A 20171-nucleotide genomic window follows, 5' to 3' on the forward strand; every position below is an offset into this window, starting at 1 on the left:
GGGAGCTAGCCGAGGCTTGCCCCCAATTCCAAGGCAGAAGTATGAATGCAGAAGGTAAAATTGAATTGCAGCAATTCCGAATTCCTCATTCCTACTTCTCACTTCACCCAGGGTCCTCGCCAAGGCTCGACCCCTGCCACCCGCGTCTCTCGTCTCTCGTCTCTCGTCTCCCTCACTCACACCGCCAGTTCGGCGATGTTAAAGCAGCCATAGGTGTGGACGCGATCTTGGCGGTGAAGTTCCTCGGCCAGCGGTTTATTGTAGGTGAGGAGCTCGCCCACTTTGACATTTCGCCCGTGGACTTGGACGATTTGTTCATCGACAAAGGGGGTTTCCAGCCCGCCGCTGCGCCACAAAATCCGCGCGCCGGGGGCGGCCCGCTCGACAATGGCCTGCCATTCGCTGCGCAATAGGTCCGTGCGGTGCGTGCTCAGCCAGTCCATGTGGTCCAGCAAGATCAGTCGCGTGAGGGGTTCGGGATGTTGCAGCAAAAATTCTTCGACCGTGCCGGTGTAGGGGCGGACGCGATCGACCAGTCCCCCCTGTAATTTGGCAAAATTTTCGGGTTTGAGGTATTCGGGGCAACAGTCCGGTGTATAAGAGCCGGTCAGGTAGACCCGCCAAAAATAATTATCCGCGATGGGGAGTTCGGCAAAGACCGCCTCGACGCAGGATTGCATAAAGCCCGCGATCCCCCCAAAGTGCTTTTCGACTTGTTTGACTTGCGGCGGGGGAACGCCCAGCATGCTGAGGGTTGAGTTGCGGCCTAACGCCCAGCGAAGGGGCTTGCTCCAAAAGACGGGTTTGATTTGGCGTTCATAAATGTCGCGCTGTTCGGCGACGGATCCGGCGGCGAGCAAGTCCTGCACGGGTCCGCGCAAGCGAACCAACCGGTCGATGTAAAAATTCATGCCCCGGGCAAAGGCTCCCGCGGTGCCGTGAAAATAGAACGAGGGCCGAAATCCGCGTCCGGAAAAAAAGTAATGAAAGCGGTCCCAATACTTTTGCGACACTGGCGACAGGTGCCGGCGCAATTGTTGTTCGTAAACTTGGCGGGGGTTGGCGACTTTTCCCTGGCCGAACATCCGAAAAAAGGTTTCATAATCGAGCGCGCGGATGCCGGCCAGCTTGAGTTCGAGCAGGGCGTTCTGGCGGGGGTTCATGTCAATGGTGTACACGGCCCGGGGACTTTGCAGCACATAGTCCAGGGCGTTGCAACCGGCGGAGGTGATCACAGCCACGGTGTCGGCGGGACCCAACTGGAGGGCCACGCGATCGAGCCGGGGATCTTCCCAGCAGGCGTTGTAAACCAGATTACTACCATGGACCCAATGAAAACAACGCTGTTGAAAGCTTTCCCACAATCGCATTCCGGATTCCTTTGCTGGTCAAACTCGGTTGGGAGTTTCCGCCGCGAGACAGATTCGCAGCGGGGGGGATGTTCGCCGCAGGAGCGGGAATTCCTTGGAATTTCGGGCATGGCAACCTCCCTGTTGGTCTTGGTTCCACCGTACCTGCCGACTACCGCGTGCTGGCTCCGCCAGGCGATCCCCTGTCCCCAATCCACTCTAGCAGAATAGCCCTCGGCTGGCCGCTTCGTCAACCTAAGCATCCAATTTATTACAAATTACGAATTACTAGTTACAAATTTCAGATTTGATAATTTTAAATTTGAGATTGCGTCTCCTCCGCACCTCTGCCCCAGCTCCCTATCTCCCTGACATTTGTCCACTAACTCCCGTCTCCCGTCATTTCGCGCTCCGCTGCGCGTCGCGGCTAAACTTCCCGTCTCCCGCCTCCCGTCTCCCGCCACCCATCGGCGGCATTGTACAGCTTTACACGCCCGCCAAAGCCCAACCGGTCGGGTCTAACTCTTTCCGCGTCGCGCTCTCGATCGCTGGCACGTAGTCCCGTGATTCGATCCGCCCCTCGGGCTGTCCCGTCCAAGAGTAACATGCCGCCCGACCTTGACGCACGCCTATGTATCCCGTCGGCCGCTCGGTCCAGCAACCGCTATTCAAATAATGCACGCCCTCCAGGTGCACATCCTCCGGCATGTGCGTATGGCCCAGGATGATCCCGTCAAATCCGCGCTCGCGGGCAACAGCGGCGGCCCGCTCGCGCAAATTCTTGACAGCGCGGACGAATGTCTTGCATTTGCGCTTCAGCACCTTGGCCAATCGATGCGAGGGATCAATCCGCTGCGATCCCAAATAAATGGCGTCCGCAATGCCAATCAACCAGCCGGGTAGTTGCATCGCCCCGTCCCAGCGATCACCATGACAAACCAGATACCGCCGCGATCCAACTTGAATTGTTATTTCCTCCCGAACTGGCAGGCCCAATAGTCCGCCATACCAGTGGGGCTCGGGGTCGTGGTTTCCCTTGAGCAAAATCAATTGCGAGTGCGCCGCGATTCCCCGCAAGGCGTCCAACACCGCCACATCGGCGCAGCGCAGACCACGCAGCCGCGGGTCTTCAAATAAATCGCCGTTCACGATCCACTGCTCGGCGTGGATGCTACCTAAAAAATGGAGGATGTCAGTCGTCCGTGAATTTCTGGCACCCAAATGCAGGTCGCTGATCACGACCGTGTCAAAATGTCGCATGGGCAAATCGCTCTTTGCGAAAATTGTGGTCTCTGGCGAAATGTTGTGGCCCTTGAAATAAGCCATACCGGTGGGGGAAGAGAGGCGCGGCGACTACCCGCAATCCCAGAGGGGCAGCCTGGTTGCGAGCCAACGTCTTCCCTGACGCAGTCGACAAACCCTGACATACCAAACAAAACAGACGAACCCAGCAAAACCGACCTGTCCTAACAAATCCAACTGGCCTGATCGTGCCAATGCATCCTCAAAAATGGCACTGTTTCAGGACAACCTTGTATCACTATTATCGTCCGCAAGAATTCAGCCAGGATGTGGAGCAGATGAGTTTTATGTGAATGTGGAAAATTTGTTGGTGAATTCCCCGTTTCTGGTGGCACTTTTATCAAATTGCCCGAATTTTTGCATGATCAAATAGCAGCCAGCGGGAGATAAATTTCATGCTAGCAGGCCCTTAGCGTGTAACATCCAGGCCATCCCACCCGTGCCAGGAGAGGTGTTGCGGGGAGTTTTGCGACAGGCTACCTACGGGTATTTAAATTATGTTACGATAAGGCGAGTCAAGGATTTCCCAATAGGGGGGTTTGACCATTAGTTATGACTGCTCTTAGCCAAGTTCGGGGTGTTCCACGCTAGTGTGTGGATAAATAAGGCAATTGGCATGCGTGCGTCGTCATGGATTTGGATAATCGTCTGGGTGGGGCTGGCGATCATGCTGCGCCTGGCGGCTCCTCCCTGGGACGAGGTCGTCCATGATGACAACCTGAGCTATCTTCCCCAAGAAATGACCAGCCCCCGGGCCCAGGCCCTGCTGGCGCGGGCTTTTCCCGAACAAAATGCCCGCAGTCAGTTGGTATTGGTCGTGGCGCGCGAGGGGGACCCGCTTGACCCGTCATCCTCGAGCGCGACGCTAACCGCCAGCGACTTTGAATTTGCCGCCCAGGTGGCGGAGGCCTGGCAAGAGAACGCCGCGGAACTGCGGCTTTCGCATGTATGGACGCACCACACCGAAGTGGTGGGGAATCAACTAAAGGCGGCGGACGAAGAGGGAAATTTGCGGGCGATCCTGGTCATGGCCCAAGTGCGGCAGGATTTTATGGAGGTGGATAATCTGCGTTTGGTGGAGTTGGCTCGACAATTCGTGGCGCAGGCGGGCCAGGATGTCGCGCAGCAGTCGGATTTTATGCCGGGAGTGGCCTGGGGGTTGACGGGATCGACCGTGTTGGGGGCGGATCTGCTGTCCGCCGCCCGTGAAAGCTTGCAAGCGACCGAGTGGATCACCATCGCATTGGTGTTGGGATTTTTGCTATTGGTGTATCGCGCCCCGTTGTTGGCGTTGGTGCCGCTGGCGGCCATTGGCGTTGCCTGGTGGTGCGGGATCCATTTATTAACCTGGAGTACGCAATGGCACAACCTGTGGAGTCATCTTGGCTTGCGCTGGGAGCTGTTTACCACGGTCCGCATCTTCATCACGGTGCTGGTGTTTGGTTCGGGAACGGATTACTGCCTATTTTTGATCGCCCGCTATAAAGAAGAACTCCATTATGGCGTTGCATCTAGCCCTCCTGGCCTGCGGCATGCCGCCGCGCTGGACTCCGCCGTGGCGGGGGTGCATTCGGCACTATTGGGGAGCGCGTTAACGACGGTTGTCGGGGTGGGGATTTTGGCGTTTGCCGATTTTGGCAAATTTCAAATCGCCGGGGTGGCCATCGCCGGTTGCTTATTAATTACCTATTTAGTCTCGATCACGCTAGCCCCGGCACTGCTGCTGATCTGTGGAAATGGACTGTTTTGGAATGCGGGCTGGGGTTCCGCCCCCCCGAGCGAGCGGAACAAATTTTTACAGGGGAACCACCTCATCGCCCCGCCCGCGTTATCCCTGGCGGGGTTGACGGCGTCGGATCGCTTTTGGCGCAGTTTCAGCGACCGCGTTTTGGCCTATCCGGGGCTGGGCTGGTTGGGAACGCTGGCATTATTTGCCTTGCCGGTCTGGTGGGGTTGGCAGGTGCCCGTGCGTTACGATCAAATGCGCGATCTCGGTTCAGAGCGACCCGGAGTACAAGGATTTGAACTACTGAGCCGTCACTTTCCGGCGGGCATGACCGGACCGGTCACCTTGATCGTGGAAAGTTCCAAAAAAAGCCTGGCTGGCGAGGAGGGCAAAGAATGGATCCGCGAACTTAGCCACAAGCTGCGCAACCTGCCTAGTGTCGCGGTGGTGCGCAGTTTAACTCAACCCCTAGGGGCTACACCCCGCGTGGCGGATCTTTTGCGGCCGGGACGCGCCAGTTTGTTACTAGCGGAAAAAACGCAAGCCGCGCGGGATTACTACCTCAGTGCCACGGGGCCCTTGGCGGGCCAGGCCACCCGCTTTGAACTGCAATTAATCGAAGACCCATTCTCTCCCGGAGCAGTCGCGGCTTTGCAAGAAATAGAAGCCGTCTTGGCGGAAATACAAAGTTCCCCCGCCGCGTGGCCAGAATTGACTTATCATCTGGGGGGGATTACCGCCGCCACCCGCGACTTGGCCGCGGTAACCAACAGCGATCAAAATCGGATTATGATCCTGGCGTGGTTGGGCGTGCTGGGCGTAACGCTTGTCTTGCTGCGCCAACCGCTGTTATGCTTTTATCTGATGGTGACGGTGCTGGTCAGTTACTTTGCCACCCTGGGCATCACGGCGCAGGTATTTACCTGGTGGTGGGGGGCGGGCACCAGCGGCATCGACTGGAAAGTGCCGCTGTTTTTATATGTGATTCTGATCGCGGTGGGTCAGGACTATAATATTTATTTGGTTACCCGTGTACTGGAAGAGCAAGAACGCCACCCCCCCGCGCTAGCCCTGCGCCGGGGATTGGCCCGCACGGGGGGAATCATCACCAGTTGCGGGCTGATCATGGCTGCGTCGTTTGTCGCGATGATTGCCGGGGAACTGCGCTCGATCGTCGAATTGGGCTTTGCGCTGACCTTAGGCGTGTTATTGGATACGCTGGTTGTGCGGACGATTCTGGTCCCCAGCGGTTGGGAATTGTATTTGCGAGCGAGGGCAAACGCGCCCCCCGTCGCGGTGGAATCGCTGGACTTTTCACCTGTCGATCCCGTTCCCGTCAAATAACCGGGTTTTCCGCAATTTTTTCCATAACCGCATGCCCCATAATCTGCTGACGCTGGTCTTTGATGGCTTGCAACCCGCGTTTTTAGGCCCCTATGGCAACACGTGGGTGGCGACACCCGCCTGGAACCGCTTGGCGGCGGAGTCATTGCTGCTTGAACGCTTACACCTGGACCGCGCGGCCCAATCCGCCGATCCCGCCATTAGTCAGATTGCCGCGGACTTTACCACCGCCGCCTGGGCCGGTTTTCCCGCCTGGCTAATGAATTTACCCGACGATTTGGAAAGCCTCTACACTCACTGCCCGCCCGTGTCTGGGCCAGCTTTCCAGCCACGGCCATCATTGTCGTCGAATAGCGCGCTCTTATGGCAAAAATTACGCGCGGCCGGTTATCATACGTTGCTTATCACGGATGAACCGGCGGTTTTACAATTGCCCGCGGCTAGCGAATTTGTCGAGCAACTCTGGCTGGAACTCCCCTTGCCGGCGACCGCCGCCAGCGATTGGACCGGCACCCAACTCGCCCAGATTTTTGCCACCCTGACCGAAGCTCTGGCCGCCGCTCCTCAACCCTGGGCTGTCTGGCTGCATACCGGCAGTTTGCTGCGCACCTGGGATGCTCCGTATGAGATGCGGGGGGCACTGGCGGATGAGGATGATCCCGATCCGCCGCGCGATCTGCTGCCGCCACGGGGCTTCACGCTGGATCCCGATCCTGATTTACTCCTCGGTTGCAGACAATCATACGCGGCGCAAATTCAGGTGCTTGATGAATGCCTGGCGGCGTTTAGCGACAACGCGGCGCAACTTTCCGCAACCGCCGCCGCGTGGTGGCTTTTATTGTCCAGCGGCGGCTATCCCCTGGCCGAACATGGCGTCTGGGGGCGGACGCCACCCCTTCCCCATCGCGAACTCACTTCCTGTGTGGGCATGCTGCGCCCTCCCCGGGGATTTACCGGATTCATGCCAGAATGGGGGAGCGGAGCGGGAGAGCGGTTGGTTGGTTTGACCCAACCGTGCGATATCCGGCCCACGCTAGAACAGATGCTGGCTGCGCCACTTCCTGCATCCGATCTAAAAGGGGAGACGGTCTGGCCAGCCGCCGTTTGCGGTCAATCGTGGTTGGATGGCGTGGCCGAGGTGACCCGCCCGTTGCGCGATCGGCAGTACCTGCTTGCGCAAATTGGCCAAGCCGCGATGGAGGATAACTCTCCCCAGGAAAAAGGGGGGAGGGAAACGCTGGGTGTCTCCACGGAGCATTGGCGTTACTGGAGGTCGCTGCCCACCGGGCAACAAGCCGAGTTGACAACTTCCCGGCTGTATGTCCATCCCGATGACGATGCTGAAGTCAATAACGTGGTTGACCGCTGCCCCGCCGAGGTTGCCGCTTGTGACGAACTCTGCACCCAATGGCAAGAGCGGCGGACCACAGCCGCCTGGCAATTACCCCTGGCCGAACTCCCCCCCGTACTGCATGATCGGGTGCAATAACCCCTCGCCGACTGTTTGATCCCGCCGCATCTTAGGTACGGCACCTTTTTGCTAGCTAGCGGGATGGCGGTAATCGACCTTGACACATTCGGCGGGTTGCGGGACGATTTTGCGTCCCGCGAAATCTCTCTGCTTGCCGGTTGCGCGGCTTAGCCGGATTTGTGGCGGCGAACCACTCGCCAAATTATTGCGGACACGGCACGCCGTGTTTGCTAGTCAAGGATGACCCATGGCCCGTTCCAACAATACCCTCGACACCATCACCTATCTGGCGGGGACGACATTGCCGCCACCGGCGCGCATCGTCTTGGGAAACTCCACGCTTTTTCGCTTAACAATAATCGTCCTCATCGTGGGCCTGACCCTGGGCATCATTTCGCTTTCGTGGGAGAACGGCACTCCTAGTTTGCGTTTGGACCGGGTCAAGCTGAATCAATATAAGGATAAGACCCTGCAAGAGATAAAAAATCTGCGGGAAGGAAAACCGCTAGGGACCGCCGGACCCCAAGTGGCCGCCACGAATACGAATCAACCTAGCGGTCCTAACGCTAGCCAACAGGGGAATCCTGCCGTGTCGTTAGGCGGCTGGACAAATTCCCCAGGATCCGCCATAGCCCCGCAGACATCTTTACCTCCCCGGCAAAATTGGAACCAGCCCCCCGCGGGGTATACCGGCGGGGGCTACGCCGCCTCCAATACCACGGGGTATCACTCTGCGCCTGGCTATCAAGCTCAACCCCCCGCCAATCCCAACGCCGGTTACCAAGCCCCGGGGGGATTTACCACACCGCAACAGGCAGCTTCCTCTTGGGCGAATACGCCACCGGGGAATTACCCACCCGCATATCCCGCCGCCACCCCGCCTGCCCAGGGTTATCCCAACTGGAGTAACCCCGCCGCCAGCACACAGCAACCCCAACCCGGCAATCCACCCTACCAACCTGCGCAAAATCCCGCGTATTACGGGGCATATCCGGCGACAAACCCGCCTCCTGGTTATGCGCCAGCCCCCCCGCCGACAAATGGCTATGGCCAGCCGTATCCGGGGACCTATCCTGCGCCGGTTCAGCCAGCTCCCAATTACCCTCCCCCTAGCGCGCCTGCGCAATCCTATCCTCAACCGATCACGAACGCCGGCGTGGCAAATCCCATGGGCTACAGTGGACAAGCTTCCCCCTTGCAGCCGCTCCCTAACAATTCCGGTTATGCCGCCAGCCCAGGATATCCGCCCAGTTCTGGTTATCCCGCTGGCGCGGGGACAACTCCTTATGGCAGCTCCCCTAGTGCCACGGTTGGACAAACGGCGGTACCGGGAAACTATCGCTAAAAATTCTTCCCTCGTGGGGAAAATCTTTGCCTATTGCTGGCCACCGCTGTAACCGCGGCATATAACAAGGGGAGTTTCGGGACGGGCCTCTTCTGCCAGGATCAGGTGTTTCGCCTGGCAAGGCATCGCGGCGGCCGTTATCTACCACGTGTCGATCACTGTATTTTTCTTTGGGGAGGATGCGAAAATGAATTTTCATAAAACAACCCTGATTGTGGCGGGTATTGCCCTGGTAATGGTGTGCCTCATGACCAATCGCGGGGAAGGCCAGAATCCGGCCCCCGTCGGCGTGGCCAACTATCCCGAGTTTCGCGTGGTTTCTTCCGACGGGACTAATCTGATTGTTACCAACACCCGCAACGCCACGTTGTATTTTTACTCAATTGACCCGGACGGCAGGATCGGCGATGCCCTTAAATTGCGGGGCAAGGTGGACCTGAGCAAGGTGGGAGAGGCGGAACTCAAGCCCGAAGTCTTTTTTAAGGCCACCGGGGCGCAATAATTGCCCCATTACCACCTTGGCAATCAAAGATAATCTCCACCCTAAAAGGCGGATTTAAATTTCTTTTGTCCCCTCTCCGCTGGCATAATCGCTAAGATAGGTAAAGTGACGCGATTACACACATTGCGTCGGCCATTCTGGATAATCTTCTCTGTCACACCTTACTGGAAAGGGTGTCACCATGCTTTACATAAAATACAATCGCTGGCCATGCTTTACCGTCACTGTCGCCGCTAGCTTATTTCTGTGCCTGCCTTTGGCCGCACAGGCCCAATTTCCCGGATATAGCAGTCAAATCCAGCGTTATCAGCGCATGCCCAATGGCGTCCCCTATAATGGCTTTACAGGTAAAACGCAAACCACGCTGTCACGGGTGAATCCTTATACCGGTGGTCAGCAGGTGTACCACGCCCCGGCTGCCGTTAATCCTGGGTTTGTACAATATCCCCAAGCCGGACAATACCAGGTCCAGCAACTCCCTGGTTACCAGCAGGGCTATTATCCCCCTAACCTGGGTAATTATCCCCTCGGTCAAAGTCCCTACCGGCCGGACCGCGTGCGACCTGGAATTCCGCCGCAACCCTATACCAGCTATCGTCCGGTGGGTCCCGTTTATGGCGATCAAAGCTACAACCCGCTGACAGGAGAACAAGTTGCGACTACGGTTACCCGCAATCCTTACACGGGTGAAGTTCAAACCTCGGCCAAGGTGGTCAATCCCCTGACGGGAGAGGAATCGACGTACCTCAAATCGTATAACCCCCTGACAGGCCAGGTAAACGGCAGCAGCACCACTTATAACCCCCTGACAGGGCAATATCAACAAAGCTATGGCGGGGTAAATCCTTACACGGGCAGGCCTTATGGCTCAACCGCCGGTTACCAAATCAATCCCTATACGGGCCAGCCGATGGCAATCCCCGGAGCCACGCAAAACTGGCGTTAACCTGTCTGCTTGTTCCACTTTCCACGTAACAACAACATAAACAACGCGGAACTGCCACCTTTCCCGTCCCGGTGGCTTGACCGCTGGCACCTTGCTTTTGCAATACTGGGCGGGGAAAACACAGCGCAAATCACCACCACGTAAGCCAAGTTTGTCAAAAAACTTGGCTCATTTTTTGTTTTTGTGGGGCAAGGGCTTCGTTTCCTTAGGCATACTTTTCTAAAATAGAATAAGTCCAAACCATTCCTCCCCTAAACCTTCCAGGTGATTGTTGTGATGAGCTTACGTAACCAGCGATCGTGGGCCGGATGGTCTACCACGGTCCTGAATCTGCTGCTGATTTCCACGTTTGCCGGTCGAGCGCTGGCTTGCCCCTTTTGCGGGGCGATCAACGCCACGTTCACCGAAGAGATCGACTTGGCTGATCTAGCGGTAACGGCCAAACTGGTCAAACTGCCCGTTGAGCCGGAAAAAACGGCCATCGAAACCCAAAATTTAAATCCCCCCCGAGCAACCTTTGAAGTGCTGCATGTCATCAAGGGAGGCGGGGTCATCCAGGCCGGAATGGAAATCGAAGCGATTTATTTTGGCGACGGACCCTTGGGAAAAAAGTTTTTGCTATATGGGGCATTGCAGCCCAAGCAAGAATGGTCCACGCCGATCACGCTGACCGACGAGTTGGAAAAATACCTTTTTGACGTGCTCAAGTATCCCAAGGATCGGGGAGAGCGGGCGGTGCTCTTGCAAAAACATTTGTTATCCGGTGATCCCATTGTCCGGCAGGATGCCTATAACGAATTTGCCATTACGGATTACAAGGATTTGCAAGCGGTCAAAAGTAAATTTGACTTGGCGCAAATTCGGTCTGGAGTGGCAAATATCGAGTCCGAGGAAAGCCAGCTTGCCCTCAATTACACATTGTTGGGCCTGTGCGGGGATTTAGGCGACGTCCCCTTGTTAGAACAGCGAATGACTAGCGCGGATGATCGCCAGCGCAAACGTCTGGACGCGTTGTCGGGGGCGTATTTGACACTCCGGGGAGAGTCGGGGTTGGCGTTCTTGGATGAAAAACTGATCCGCCCCGGTCTTCAAGGGGATAAATTCACCGAACTATATCGGGTACTGCTGGCCCTGCGCTATCACGGGGACGACGGAGGGCAAATTTCGCGGGAAAAAATCATCCCGATTGTCCGACAATGGCTGAAATATCCCAAGTACGCCGATTTGGTGATTCCCGATCTGGCGCGCTGGCAAGATTGGGACAGCATGGACCAGATCATGGCCTTATATAAGGACGAAAACGGCGAGGCCCCCTTTGTCCGCGAGCCAGCCGTCAAATTTATGGAGGTCTGCCCCCATCCCCAGGCCAAGGTAAACTTGTTGGAAATGGAGCGGATCGACCCGGATGCCTTTAAACGGGCCAAGCTTTTCCGCGCAATCCCCGGATTAGGAGCCAAAAAAACCGAAGGAGCCACCGCCCCCGTTAAGGGAGCCAGTCCCCCGGCAACCCCCAGCTCCGACCCACCCCCGGGCGATTCCGCGATAAAAGCAAATTCCCCGACCTCCTCCGACACGCCCTCGGCAGCAGAATTTCGCACCAAGTAACACATTGAACTGCTTAGGAACTTTTGAACAAACTGCAAGCGCATTGCGTAAAAGGATTGCCGAATTACCGGCTATGGATGCCATATCCCGCAAAATCGCGATCGACCAGGACTTTCCCGTGGACTTTATTTATTGGAAATAGCCATGCTCTCCTCCGCCACCGCCTCCCTGCCTGCGACGGACACCCTGGAAAGAGTCAAAGCTGACACCGAGGGGAGGGATGTACCGGTCATGGCGGAAATGTTGGACTCTTATCCGGGGGAGACGACCTTACAAAACGACCCCGCCCCTTCTTCAAATGACGACGACTGGCAAGATTACCAGCCGTTGTCGCTGTTGGCCGTCGGAAGCGTGGTCGTCGCGGTGCTGGGACTTTTAACCTTTATCGAACCGCTCATCGGCGTGGTTCCCTTGATTGCGGGAGGATTGGCATGTTTCGCGCTACGCTCGATTAGCCAATCCAATGGAGAAATGCGCGGCGGCGTTTATGCCATGCTGGGACTGGGCTTGGCGGCGGTAGGGTTGGTTGGCGGGTTGGGCTACCATGTGTATGTATATGCCACCGAGGTGCCGACCGGATTTGTTCGGCTGAATTTTGCCGACCTGCAACCGGATGAACGCAACCCCCAAGGCTGGTATGAGAACCTAAAATCCTGGGATGGCAAAGATGTCTTTTTAAAGGGCTTTATATATCCCGGCGAAAAAAAGCAGGGACTTACGGCGTTCTTGCTCTGTCGTGATAAAGGGGATTGTTGCTTTGGCGGTAATCCCAAAATCACCGATCGGGTGCTAGTGCTTTTGGACGGAAAAGAGGGGATCAACTTTAGCGAATTTCTGCAGAAGTTTACTGGTACGTTCAAGCTTTCAAATCAAAAAGCGGTCGACGCCAGCGGCGAAGTGCTGTACGTTCTAGAAGCAGCTGAAAAACGGTAATATTAATGACGAGTTACGAATGACAAATTGGGGCCGCGGCAAGCTGCTTTTATCTGAGAGGTGACGTTTACGTTGGTGGATTTTTTCTTTTAAGAATTCGCTCTTTTGGAGCGACCTTATTCTACGATCCGTGGTCTGTCTGACTCCTCACCCCTCAGACCAGTTCCCAAACCGAATTCCGCCGATACCATCGGCGGCTTTTTTTCATCATCTCTCTCGCCAGCCCATATAAATGCAGGGTGAATGCAGACTGGGATTTCTGCAATTCTGACTTCCTCATTCTGAATTCTCACTTTCCTCCGGGGCCCTCGCCCAGGCTCGTTTTCCGCCACCCACTTTTTTGCCCCCAACCCTCCCGTCTCCCGACTCACCCACGGGGATGAAACTGCTGGTGCACTTTTTTGAGGCGCGCGGGATCGACGTGCGTGTAAATTTGCGTGGTGGCGATGCTGGCGTGGCCTAGCATTTCTTGAACCAGTCGCAGGTCGGCCCCTCCCGCCAACAAATGCGTGGCAAAGCTGTGCCGCAACGTGTGGGGGCTGATGGCGGCGGGCACATTCGCCCGCAAGGCATATTGTTTGACCAACTCCCAAATTCGCTCGCGGCGAAAGCGCAATCCCCGCCGAGTCAGCAGCAGCCAATTGGGCCCGCCAATCTGCCTAGCCGCGCTTTTTTCCCACAGGGCCGGCCGCTCCTGCGTTAGATACGCCTGAATCGCCTCGATCGCGCGGCGGCCTAGCGGGACGATTCGCTCCTTGTCCCCTTTTCCCCGGCAGCGGCAATATCCCTCCTTGAGTTGCAGATCTCCCACGCGCAGGTTGGAAACCTCGCTGGCGCGGCAGCCGGTGGCGTACAACAATTCGAGCAGCGCGCGGTCCCGCTGCCAGCACTTGTCGCGGGGCAGGGGAGCAGTCAGCAGCGCGTCAATCTGCCCCGTCGATAATACCTTTGGCACGCGCTCCCACAACTTTTGACTGCCCAAAAGTTCGGCCAGGTTCTCCCGCAAGACCCCTTCCAACTGCAAATACCGAAAAAAGAGCTTAAGCGAGACCAGATGCCGCGCGATGCTGGCGGGAGCGAGCGATTTTTTTCCCAGCCAACCGACATAATCGGATAGCTCTTGGATCGTCAAACGCGGAATAGGGCGGTTCCCCAGCCACTGCGCAAATTTACTCAGATCACGCCGATAGGCAGCGACGGTGTTTTCGGCCAGGTGGCACTCGGTGCGGGAATAATCCACAAAAGCGGCCACGTACCGTGTTCCCGCGCTGATGGGGGCTGCCGGGCGGGGTGGTACCCCGGGCCGCGTGGAGGAAGGGACGGCATTTGGAAGCGCTGGCGTTGCTTTGGGGATTTGAGATTTTGCCATAAGTGCTTGCTCCAGTGGTTTCATCGACACCCAGGCACGCTCCCCCCTAGTCCAACTTTGCTAGCAACCTTGGCAACTTGGCAAACAGCAACGATTATGCGGAACTTCCGGAAGCAACAGCCGTCACTTTCGCACCCCGCGCAGCCGCGCCAGCCTGAATGCTCTTTACGCTGCCCGGCAACCTGGGTAACCTTTTCCCCGACAAAAACTGCCTGTCGCGGTGCGCGCATGGAACGCGCCCTGGCGGGCCGATCCCCGAATGCGGTTTGTTCAGGAGGAACTGGATATGTGGAAAAACTGCTGGCATGTTTGGCTGCTGCTGGCGGGCCTGGGCCTGCCAGAATCCGCGGCGCAAGGGAAGCAGTTTTATGCCGGTCCGGCGGTCCGCAACGACCCGCTACCCGAGCTTTCCGCCACGAATTCGGGGGAATCCTTGTCCCGGCACCCACGGGAAACGAACGCCGCGCGGGGAATGCCTTCCGGGGAATCTCCCCACTTTTCTCCGGGTGGGCCGGTGAACACGGACCCTCCCGCGCCACCGTCGCTCTTGCCCCGTCCAGGGCAAAAGACCCCTCCGCAAAGTGGTCCGTCGGCGCTTTTTCGCCAACCTCGGCCCCATTTAAATCCCGCGACCGTTCCCCAAACATTACAAAAGTCTGCTCCTGGCGCCGTTAATTCCAACCCCGTTCCCCAATTTCCCGCAAAGATCACGCCCACCGGCACGGCACCCACTACAACCGCTCCCCCCGCGGCAAGTTGGTCAACGCCCGCCCCACCCGTCCAGGAATTAGCTCCTCCGGAGGCCCCCCCGGCTAATCGACCCGGCAATCCCCTGGCCTACACCCCGCCCCGCGCCATCGCGGTGGCGGAGGATCAGCCGCCGATGGACCCGAGCGCGCCCCCTTCCTGGGCGCAGGACCAAACCGAGACAGCCCTTTCCCCCCATGGAAATCCAGAGAGCAGCGCGGCCCCTTTTGATTTGCCGCCGGACGAGCATCCCCCCGCCCCGTTACTTGATAGCGGGGCAAATGCCTCCACTCCTGGCTTTCCAGACCAAACACCTCGACAAGTCGAAACACCGCGCGGGAATGCCGTCGATTCCCAAGTGCGCCCCGTCACCAACCTGGCCGCGCTATCCCGCGCCCGAACTGCGAATTCCACCGCGCGGCCCGCCGCAGACGCCGCGGCGATGGCCGCCCTGCGCCAGCGGGATTTAAAAACACTAAAATCCGTTTCTCCGGAAGCATCCGAGATGGACGGTATTCAGCCGGGCAAAAGCAGTTGGCAAACCGCGCTTTCCAAATTTGGCCAACCGCGCGAAACCAGGATCCAAGAAGGTCAAGGGACCGCGCGGTTTGACTTTCCCCCGTTTGAATACCTGGAAGTCACAATCCACCACGAACAAGTCGCCGCGATTCAGGTTGAAACGGGCACTCCCCTGGACCCCGACGCCGCGCTCAAACAGCTGGGCCTGGATGAACTGCGTTCGGTCATTATCACCGATGACGCGGGATTGCCCCTGGGCGTCTCCTTTCCCGATCGGGGAGTCGTCCTGAGCCTGGATGACGCCGGCACGGCGGTAAAAACGATTCTGCTGGAACCCCTTTCCGCTGACATGTTTGTGTGGCGGGCTGAGGAAGACCTGCCGACGCAGCCGTTACGCGCGACGGCGGACTTGTTACAGGCCTTGCGGCTAAATGGCAAATGCGCGTCCGCCTGGGCGTATTTGGCCAAAATTTACAAGGACCTGGGGCATCACACCGCCGCCCGCGCCGCCGCGCAATCCGCACGCAAATCCGAACCTAACGAACCACGCTGGATGGTGACCCAGGCCGAAGTCTGGCTGTCCACCGGCAGCGAGGCCCAAGCGCTGCAAACGCTAAAGAATGTCCTGCAAATGCCGGATTTATCCCCCGATATCCAGGCTGCGGCGGAATACCACCTGGGAGAGGCCTACACCCTGGGGGAAGCGCGGGACTACACCTTGGCGCTGGAGCATCACCTGCGGGCGATCAAACTGGCCGAGGCGCACATCACGGCGGCCAATCCCAAGCTGCGCCGCACGATGAAGCAGATACTACTGAACGCAAATCTGGCCACCGCCAACGACATCGCCTGGGGGAACTTTCAGAATAAGGAATTTGCCGTAACTAAGTGGCTGGAACGATCCACGGCGGTTGCAAACAACTTAATCAAGGAAGAAGGTTGGGATGCCTATCCCCGGCTGGCCGTCGCGCGGCAGGCGCTGGCCGCCTGCGCTGGCACCCAAGGTACCGTAGATCCCACCCCCTGGACCAAATCAGCGCTTGCCACCAGCAAGCAATTGCTGGCCGATACCAACGATCCCTGGCGCAAACGCCAGATCGATTGGGAGCTGGGCCACGCGCTGTACGACGCGCTGCAAGCGGATCAAGCCCGCGGCGTGCAAAGCCATGCCCTGGCGAATAGCGCGCTAGTGGTCAAGTATCTGGAAGAAGGAAGCCAAACCCGCGAGCAATCCGACCACGACGATTTTGTCCTGGGACGGCTTTACTTTCGCATTGGGGCGATTTTTGCCCTGGATAAAGCGGACCATCGAACCGCCGCTTATTGGTATGACAAAAGCCTGCCACTGTTGGAACGGGCCGCCATCAACGCCCAACCGGCTGACTGGGGCCGTCAAGGGGAAACGCTGGTCAGTATAGGCCTGAGCTACTGGGAGATTGGCCGCCAGCCCGAGGCGGTCCGCCTGACCGAACAAGGGATCGACTGGATGGTCAAAGCCGTCCACGCCCACGCGTTGCCGGAATCAGCCCTGGGCGTTCCGTATGGCAATTTGGCGTCGATGCATCAGACTATGGGGAACGCGGATAAAGCGCGCGATTACGAGGAGCTGACAAAATCAGTACGGGGAGAATCGATGCGGCGGTAAGGAGGGGTAGGGGAACAGGGATCAGGGGCGAGGGGGATCAGAATGCAGAAATGCCCGCGAAAACTACCGCGGGCAAATGCCAAAATTTGTAATTCCTAATTTAACTGCCTCGCTATTCCGCTAGCGACACACACACGATTTCTTTATCGTTGCGGGCAAAGACGCATTTGTTGGCAAAGGCCGGATGGCTCCAAACCAAGGCCCGGCCCCAGGCGGTGCCGGTTGGTTCGATGATCTTGGCTCGGCTGATTTCGGTATATTTTTCCGGCAAGAGTTGCGCGATGATCAAATCTCCCGTCTCGCTAAAAATTAAAAATCGCTCGCCGTTTTTGACCACAAACGCCGTGCCGCTGCGGCTTTTTTGTCCCCCCAGGTCCTTACCCACGGTCGGTTCAAATGCCTCCCATTGCACCGCACCATCCGCAAGTTTGACACAACGGAACGGCCCGCTGACATGGCTGCCGTACACATAGTCCCCCTGTACAAAGGGGGCGCTATTCACCGTCGCCAGCGAGTTCTTGGGCGTGCCCCGCCAGGCAATTTCGGCCGTGGGGCTTTTTCCACCGCCTGATTCGGCTTTGCCTAGGGCGATCCACGCGCTGGTGGCTTCCACGCCGCTCACAAACAGGTTATCCCCCGCGAGTCGCGGCGTCATAACGGGCATGTTGTAATCAACCTTGATCGGCAGCGACCAATATTCCGCGCCGGTGAGGGGATTAAGTGAAAATAGGCCATCGGTATTCCAGATCAGCAGTTGCTCTTGGCCGTTATGCTTGATCACGGTCGGGGGAGAATACCCCGGATCCTTGGCGGTAAGCGCTTTCCAGCGCACCGCGCCGGTCTTGCGGTCAAAGGCCACGGTACTGTTCCCTTCGCCCCCGGGGCTGACAATCAACAAATCGCCATGGACCAACGGGTGACCCGCATAACCCCAAACAGGAACCTCGGAACCAAAATCCTTGACAAAGTTTTTGGACCAAACGACTTGCCCGTCGGCCAACCGCAGGCAGGTTAAATCACCCATCGCCCCCAGGGCGTAGACCAAACCGTCATGGATGGTTGGGGTGCAACGGGGGCCGCTGGGATATTGAATGTTATAGGTTGTTTCGTACGCGTGATGCCACAGTTTGTCCCCTGTCTTGGCGTCCAGGCAGACCACGCGTTCCTGGCCGGGAATTTTCTTTTGTTGAAAACCCAGGCCGACGATATCCGGTTCTTCGTTGGCAAAATCCAACACCACCACCCTTCCCTGCGACACCGCCGGTCCGGCATAACCCACGTTGAGCGGGGCCTTCCAGAGCACCTTAGGCCCGCTGGCGGGAAATTTAGTTAGCAAACCGGTTTCTTGCCAAACGCTGTCCCGACGGGGGCCTTGCCACTGGGGCCAATCCTCGGCCAGGACGGGCGCCCCCCAAGCCCCGGTTAGCAATAAAAACGTCACGAGCAGCAATAACAATCTCCCCGAAAACGAACCTGCACGGCTGCGGGAAAACATGGCAGCCAAGTCCGAAGAATCGGTATTGAGATTTTGCACGCGGGTCAACATGATGCAAGCTCGCGGTAAGACAGGAATGATAATAGAAAAAACGCGGGGAACGACCGGCAATCCCCTGCTTACTTTTTAGCGGGACTAAATTGCTCGATAATCTTGATCTGCGGCGGGCTGGCGGCTTCACTGCCGAACGCCGCCAACAATTCCTTGGTGTAGTCCGTATCCAGGTGGGCCTGCAATCCCTTGACCCCCTGAAAACGCTCTAAAAAGTAGTACGTCCCGGGATTGGCCGGATCGCGGTGAATGTCGTACATCTCGCAGCCTGGTTCTTTGTGGGTGTTTGTCGCCGCCTTGACCATCAGGGCTTCCATTTTTTTGATGCTCTCCGGCTTGACCTTGACTTCCACGATCAGGGTAAATGTTTTGTCCGCTAGGCCCAGCTTGGCCAATTGTTCCGGCAATCCGGGAGCCGGTTGATCCTCTTTGGCGGTTAAACCATTCGTGACCAGCCAACATCCACAGCCCAATAACCCCAGCGCCAGCAACCATGACCGCATGATTTTTTCTCCGCGTGAAATGTAAAAAAACATCCAAATCCCGCAATCAGCAAACTTGTGTTATCTTAGGGGAGAATCGCGCTCAAAGAAAGATGGCAAGTTTTTTTCCCGGGCGGGTTTTGGTAAAGTGGCGGGACGGTGATTTTACGGTTTTTGTACTTTTTTTCTTTTGCCTTATGCCCCGTTTTCAAGTACTCCTCACGGATTATGCCTGGCCCGAGATTGACATCGAGCGCGAAACCCTGCGGGAGATCGACGCCGAATTGATCGTCCCCCCCGACACCCAGCCCGCCACGCTGGCCCGCCTGGCCACATCGGCGGATGCCATCATGACATGTTGGGCGCAAGTTTCCGCTAGCGTCATTGACGCCGGCCCCCGCCTGAAAATTGTCAGTCGTCTGGGGATCGGCCTGGATAATATCGACGTCGCCCGCTGCACCCAACTGGGCATTCCCGTGACTAATGTGCCGGATTATTGCCTGATCGAAGTCGCCGAACACACGCTCGCGATTCTCCTGGCCTTGGGGCGCAATATTGGCCATTACCATCACGCCACCCAGTCGGGCACCTATCAACTGCAATCCGGGCCAGAGCTGCGCCGCCTGGAGGGGCAAACGCTGGGCATCTTTGGCTATGGCAATATCGGCCAAAAACTGGCACAAAAAGCCCTCGCGCTGGGCCTGCGCGTCTTGGTCAACAGCCGCACCCGCCGCGAGCTTCCCCCGGGTGCCGCGTGGGCGGCCATCCCCGAATTGCTGCGAAACAGCGACTATGTTTCTTTGCATGTACCGCTGACACCCGAAACACGGGATATGATCAGCGGGCCGGAGCTGGCGCAGATGAAACCCACAGCGTTTTTGATTAATACCTCGCGCGGGGGCTTGGTTGATCACGCGGCCCTGGCGGCGGCATTGGCGGCCAATAAAATCGCTGGAGCTGGACTAGATGTGCAAGTCCCGGAACCGCCGGACCTGACTCAGGCTCCCTACAATGACCCGCGGGTGATAGTGACGCCGCACGCGGCGTTTGTCTCGCGCGAGTCGCTGGCAAATCTGCGCAGCCGTGCGGCGCGGCAGGTGGCGGACCGGCTGACGGGTAAAACGCCAGAAAACGTGGTCAACCCGCAAACCTTGGGGGCTGGCGGGCATTCTTGACCTGGTCGCGGGCTCTTTTTCCCTCGCCGTCGCGGCGTTGCCGCCAACGTCATAAACGACATATCCGCCACCACGGATACAACCCCCCCATTCCGCTCCGATCCCGGCGTTTTTGCTTGCTCATGGACGTTTCGTAACCTATAGCTCAATAAGGGATACTCTTTC

Annotated in this window: 14 protein-coding genes; 9 read left to right on the plus strand and 5 right to left on the minus strand. The window is 57.6% G+C overall.

Annotated elements, in window-relative coordinates:
- Positions 1–176: 176 nt before the first annotated feature.
- The gene (locus tag SFX18_02030; protein MDX1961901.1) at positions 177–1370 is read right to left on the minus strand and encodes a BtaA family protein; all 1194 of its coding nucleotides are present in this window, start codon (positions 1368–1370) and stop codon (positions 177–179) included.
- A gap of 465 nt (positions 1371–1835) precedes the next feature.
- A complete protein-coding gene (locus tag SFX18_02035) occupies positions 1836–2609 on the minus strand; it encodes a UDP-2,3-diacylglucosamine diphosphatase (protein ID MDX1961902.1) in 774 nt (257 codons plus the stop codon).
- Between the two features lie 658 nt (positions 2610–3267).
- On the opposite strand from SFX18_02035, the gene SFX18_02040 reads away from it, so the two are divergent.
- The 7 genes from SFX18_02040 to SFX18_02070 all read left to right on the plus strand — a co-directional run bounded on the left by SFX18_02040 (position 3268) and on the right by SFX18_02070 (position 12523).
- The gene (locus SFX18_02040; GenBank protein MDX1961903.1) at positions 3268–5721 is read left to right on the plus strand and encodes an MMPL family transporter; all 2454 of its coding nucleotides are present in this window, start codon (positions 3268–3270) and stop codon (positions 5719–5721) included.
- Positions 5722–5752: 31 nt separating this feature from the next.
- A complete protein-coding gene (locus SFX18_02045; protein ID MDX1961904.1) occupies positions 5753–7210 on the plus strand; it encodes a hypothetical protein in 1458 nt (485 codons plus the stop codon).
- Between the two features lie 229 nt (positions 7211–7439).
- A complete protein-coding gene (locus tag SFX18_02050) occupies positions 7440–8537 on the plus strand; it encodes a hypothetical protein (GenBank protein ID MDX1961905.1) in 1098 nt (365 codons plus the stop codon).
- Positions 8538–8724: 187 nt separating this feature from the next.
- Complete coding sequence (locus SFX18_02055; protein ID MDX1961906.1) at positions 8725–9039, plus strand: hypothetical protein; 315 nt, start codon at positions 8725–8727, stop codon at positions 9037–9039.
- Between the two features lie 181 nt (positions 9040–9220).
- Entirely contained in the window at positions 9221–9985 is a 765-nt protein-coding gene (locus SFX18_02060) for a hypothetical protein (protein MDX1961907.1), read from the plus strand.
- A 276-nt stretch (positions 9986–10261) separates the two neighbouring features.
- Positions 10262–11590, plus strand: coding sequence for a hypothetical protein (locus SFX18_02065; protein ID MDX1961908.1), 1329 nt, complete (start codon positions 10262–10264; stop codon positions 11588–11590).
- A 144-nt stretch (positions 11591–11734) separates the two neighbouring features.
- On the plus strand, positions 11735–12523 hold the full coding sequence (locus SFX18_02070) for a hypothetical protein (protein ID MDX1961909.1): 789 nt from the start codon (positions 11735–11737) through the stop codon (positions 12521–12523).
- A 367-nt stretch (positions 12524–12890) separates the two neighbouring features.
- On the opposite strand, the gene xerD is transcribed toward SFX18_02070, so the two are convergent.
- Positions 12891–13892, minus strand: coding sequence for a site-specific tyrosine recombinase XerD (gene xerD, locus SFX18_02075; protein MDX1961910.1), 1002 nt, complete (start codon positions 13890–13892; stop codon positions 12891–12893).
- Positions 13893–14151: 259 nt separating this feature from the next.
- On the opposite strand from xerD, the gene SFX18_02080 reads away from it, so the two are divergent.
- Positions 14152–16803 carry a hypothetical protein gene (locus tag SFX18_02080; protein ID MDX1961911.1) on the plus strand — a complete coding sequence of 884 codons (2652 nt, stop codon included), beginning with the start codon at positions 14152–14154 and terminating at the stop codon, positions 16801–16803.
- Between the two features lie 112 nt (positions 16804–16915).
- Here the strand turns inward: SFX18_02080 and SFX18_02085 are convergent, their stop codons facing one another.
- A complete protein-coding gene (locus tag SFX18_02085; protein ID MDX1961912.1) occupies positions 16916–18349 on the minus strand; it encodes a PQQ-binding-like beta-propeller repeat protein in 1434 nt (477 codons plus the stop codon).
- A 68-nt stretch (positions 18350–18417) separates the two neighbouring features.
- Positions 18418–18852, minus strand: a complete 435-nt coding sequence (locus SFX18_02090; protein ID MDX1961913.1) for a putative quinol monooxygenase — start codon at positions 18850–18852, stop codon at positions 18418–18420.
- 176 nt (positions 18853–19028) lie between these two features.
- Between SFX18_02090 and SFX18_02095 the strand changes: the two genes are divergently transcribed.
- A complete protein-coding gene (locus tag SFX18_02095; protein ID MDX1961914.1) occupies positions 19029–20006 on the plus strand; it encodes a C-terminal binding protein in 978 nt (325 codons plus the stop codon).
- The last annotated feature ends 165 nt before the right edge of the window (positions 20007–20171 follow it).

The organism is Pirellulales bacterium (assembly GCA_033762255.1).
Lineage (GTDB): Bacteria > Planctomycetota > Planctomycetia > Pirellulales > JALHPA01 > JANRLT01.

Coding starts and splice junctions, on each gene's coding strand:
- SFX18_02030 (MDX1961901.1), bottom strand. CDS start 1,370: ATGCGATTGTGGGAAAGCTTTCAACAGCGTTGTTTTCATTGGGTCCAT.
- SFX18_02035 (MDX1961902.1), bottom strand. CDS start 2,609: ATGCGACATTTTGACACGGTCGTGATCAGCGACCTGCATTTGGGTGCC.
- SFX18_02040 (MDX1961903.1), top strand. CDS start 3,268: ATGCGTGCGTCGTCATGGATTTGGATAATCGTCTGGGTGGGGCTGGCG.
- SFX18_02045 (MDX1961904.1), top strand. CDS start 5,753: ATGCCCCATAATCTGCTGACGCTGGTCTTTGATGGCTTGCAACCCGCG.
- SFX18_02050 (MDX1961905.1), top strand. CDS start 7,440: ATGGCCCGTTCCAACAATACCCTCGACACCATCACCTATCTGGCGGGG.
- SFX18_02055 (MDX1961906.1), top strand. CDS start 8,725: ATGAATTTTCATAAAACAACCCTGATTGTGGCGGGTATTGCCCTGGTA.
- SFX18_02060 (MDX1961907.1), top strand. CDS start 9,221: ATGCTTTACATAAAATACAATCGCTGGCCATGCTTTACCGTCACTGTC.
- SFX18_02065 (MDX1961908.1), top strand. CDS start 10,262: ATGAGCTTACGTAACCAGCGATCGTGGGCCGGATGGTCTACCACGGTC.
- SFX18_02070 (MDX1961909.1), top strand. CDS start 11,735: ATGCTCTCCTCCGCCACCGCCTCCCTGCCTGCGACGGACACCCTGGAA.
- xerD (MDX1961910.1), bottom strand. CDS start 13,892: ATGGCAAAATCTCAAATCCCCAAAGCAACGCCAGCGCTTCCAAATGCC.
- SFX18_02080 (MDX1961911.1), top strand. CDS start 14,152: ATGCGGTTTGTTCAGGAGGAACTGGATATGTGGAAAAACTGCTGGCAT.
- SFX18_02085 (MDX1961912.1), bottom strand. CDS start 18,349: ATGTTGACCCGCGTGCAAAATCTCAATACCGATTCTTCGGACTTGGCT.
- SFX18_02090 (MDX1961913.1), bottom strand. CDS start 18,852: ATGCGGTCATGGTTGCTGGCGCTGGGGTTATTGGGCTGTGGATGTTGG.
- SFX18_02095 (MDX1961914.1), top strand. CDS start 19,029: ATGCCCCGTTTTCAAGTACTCCTCACGGATTATGCCTGGCCCGAGATT.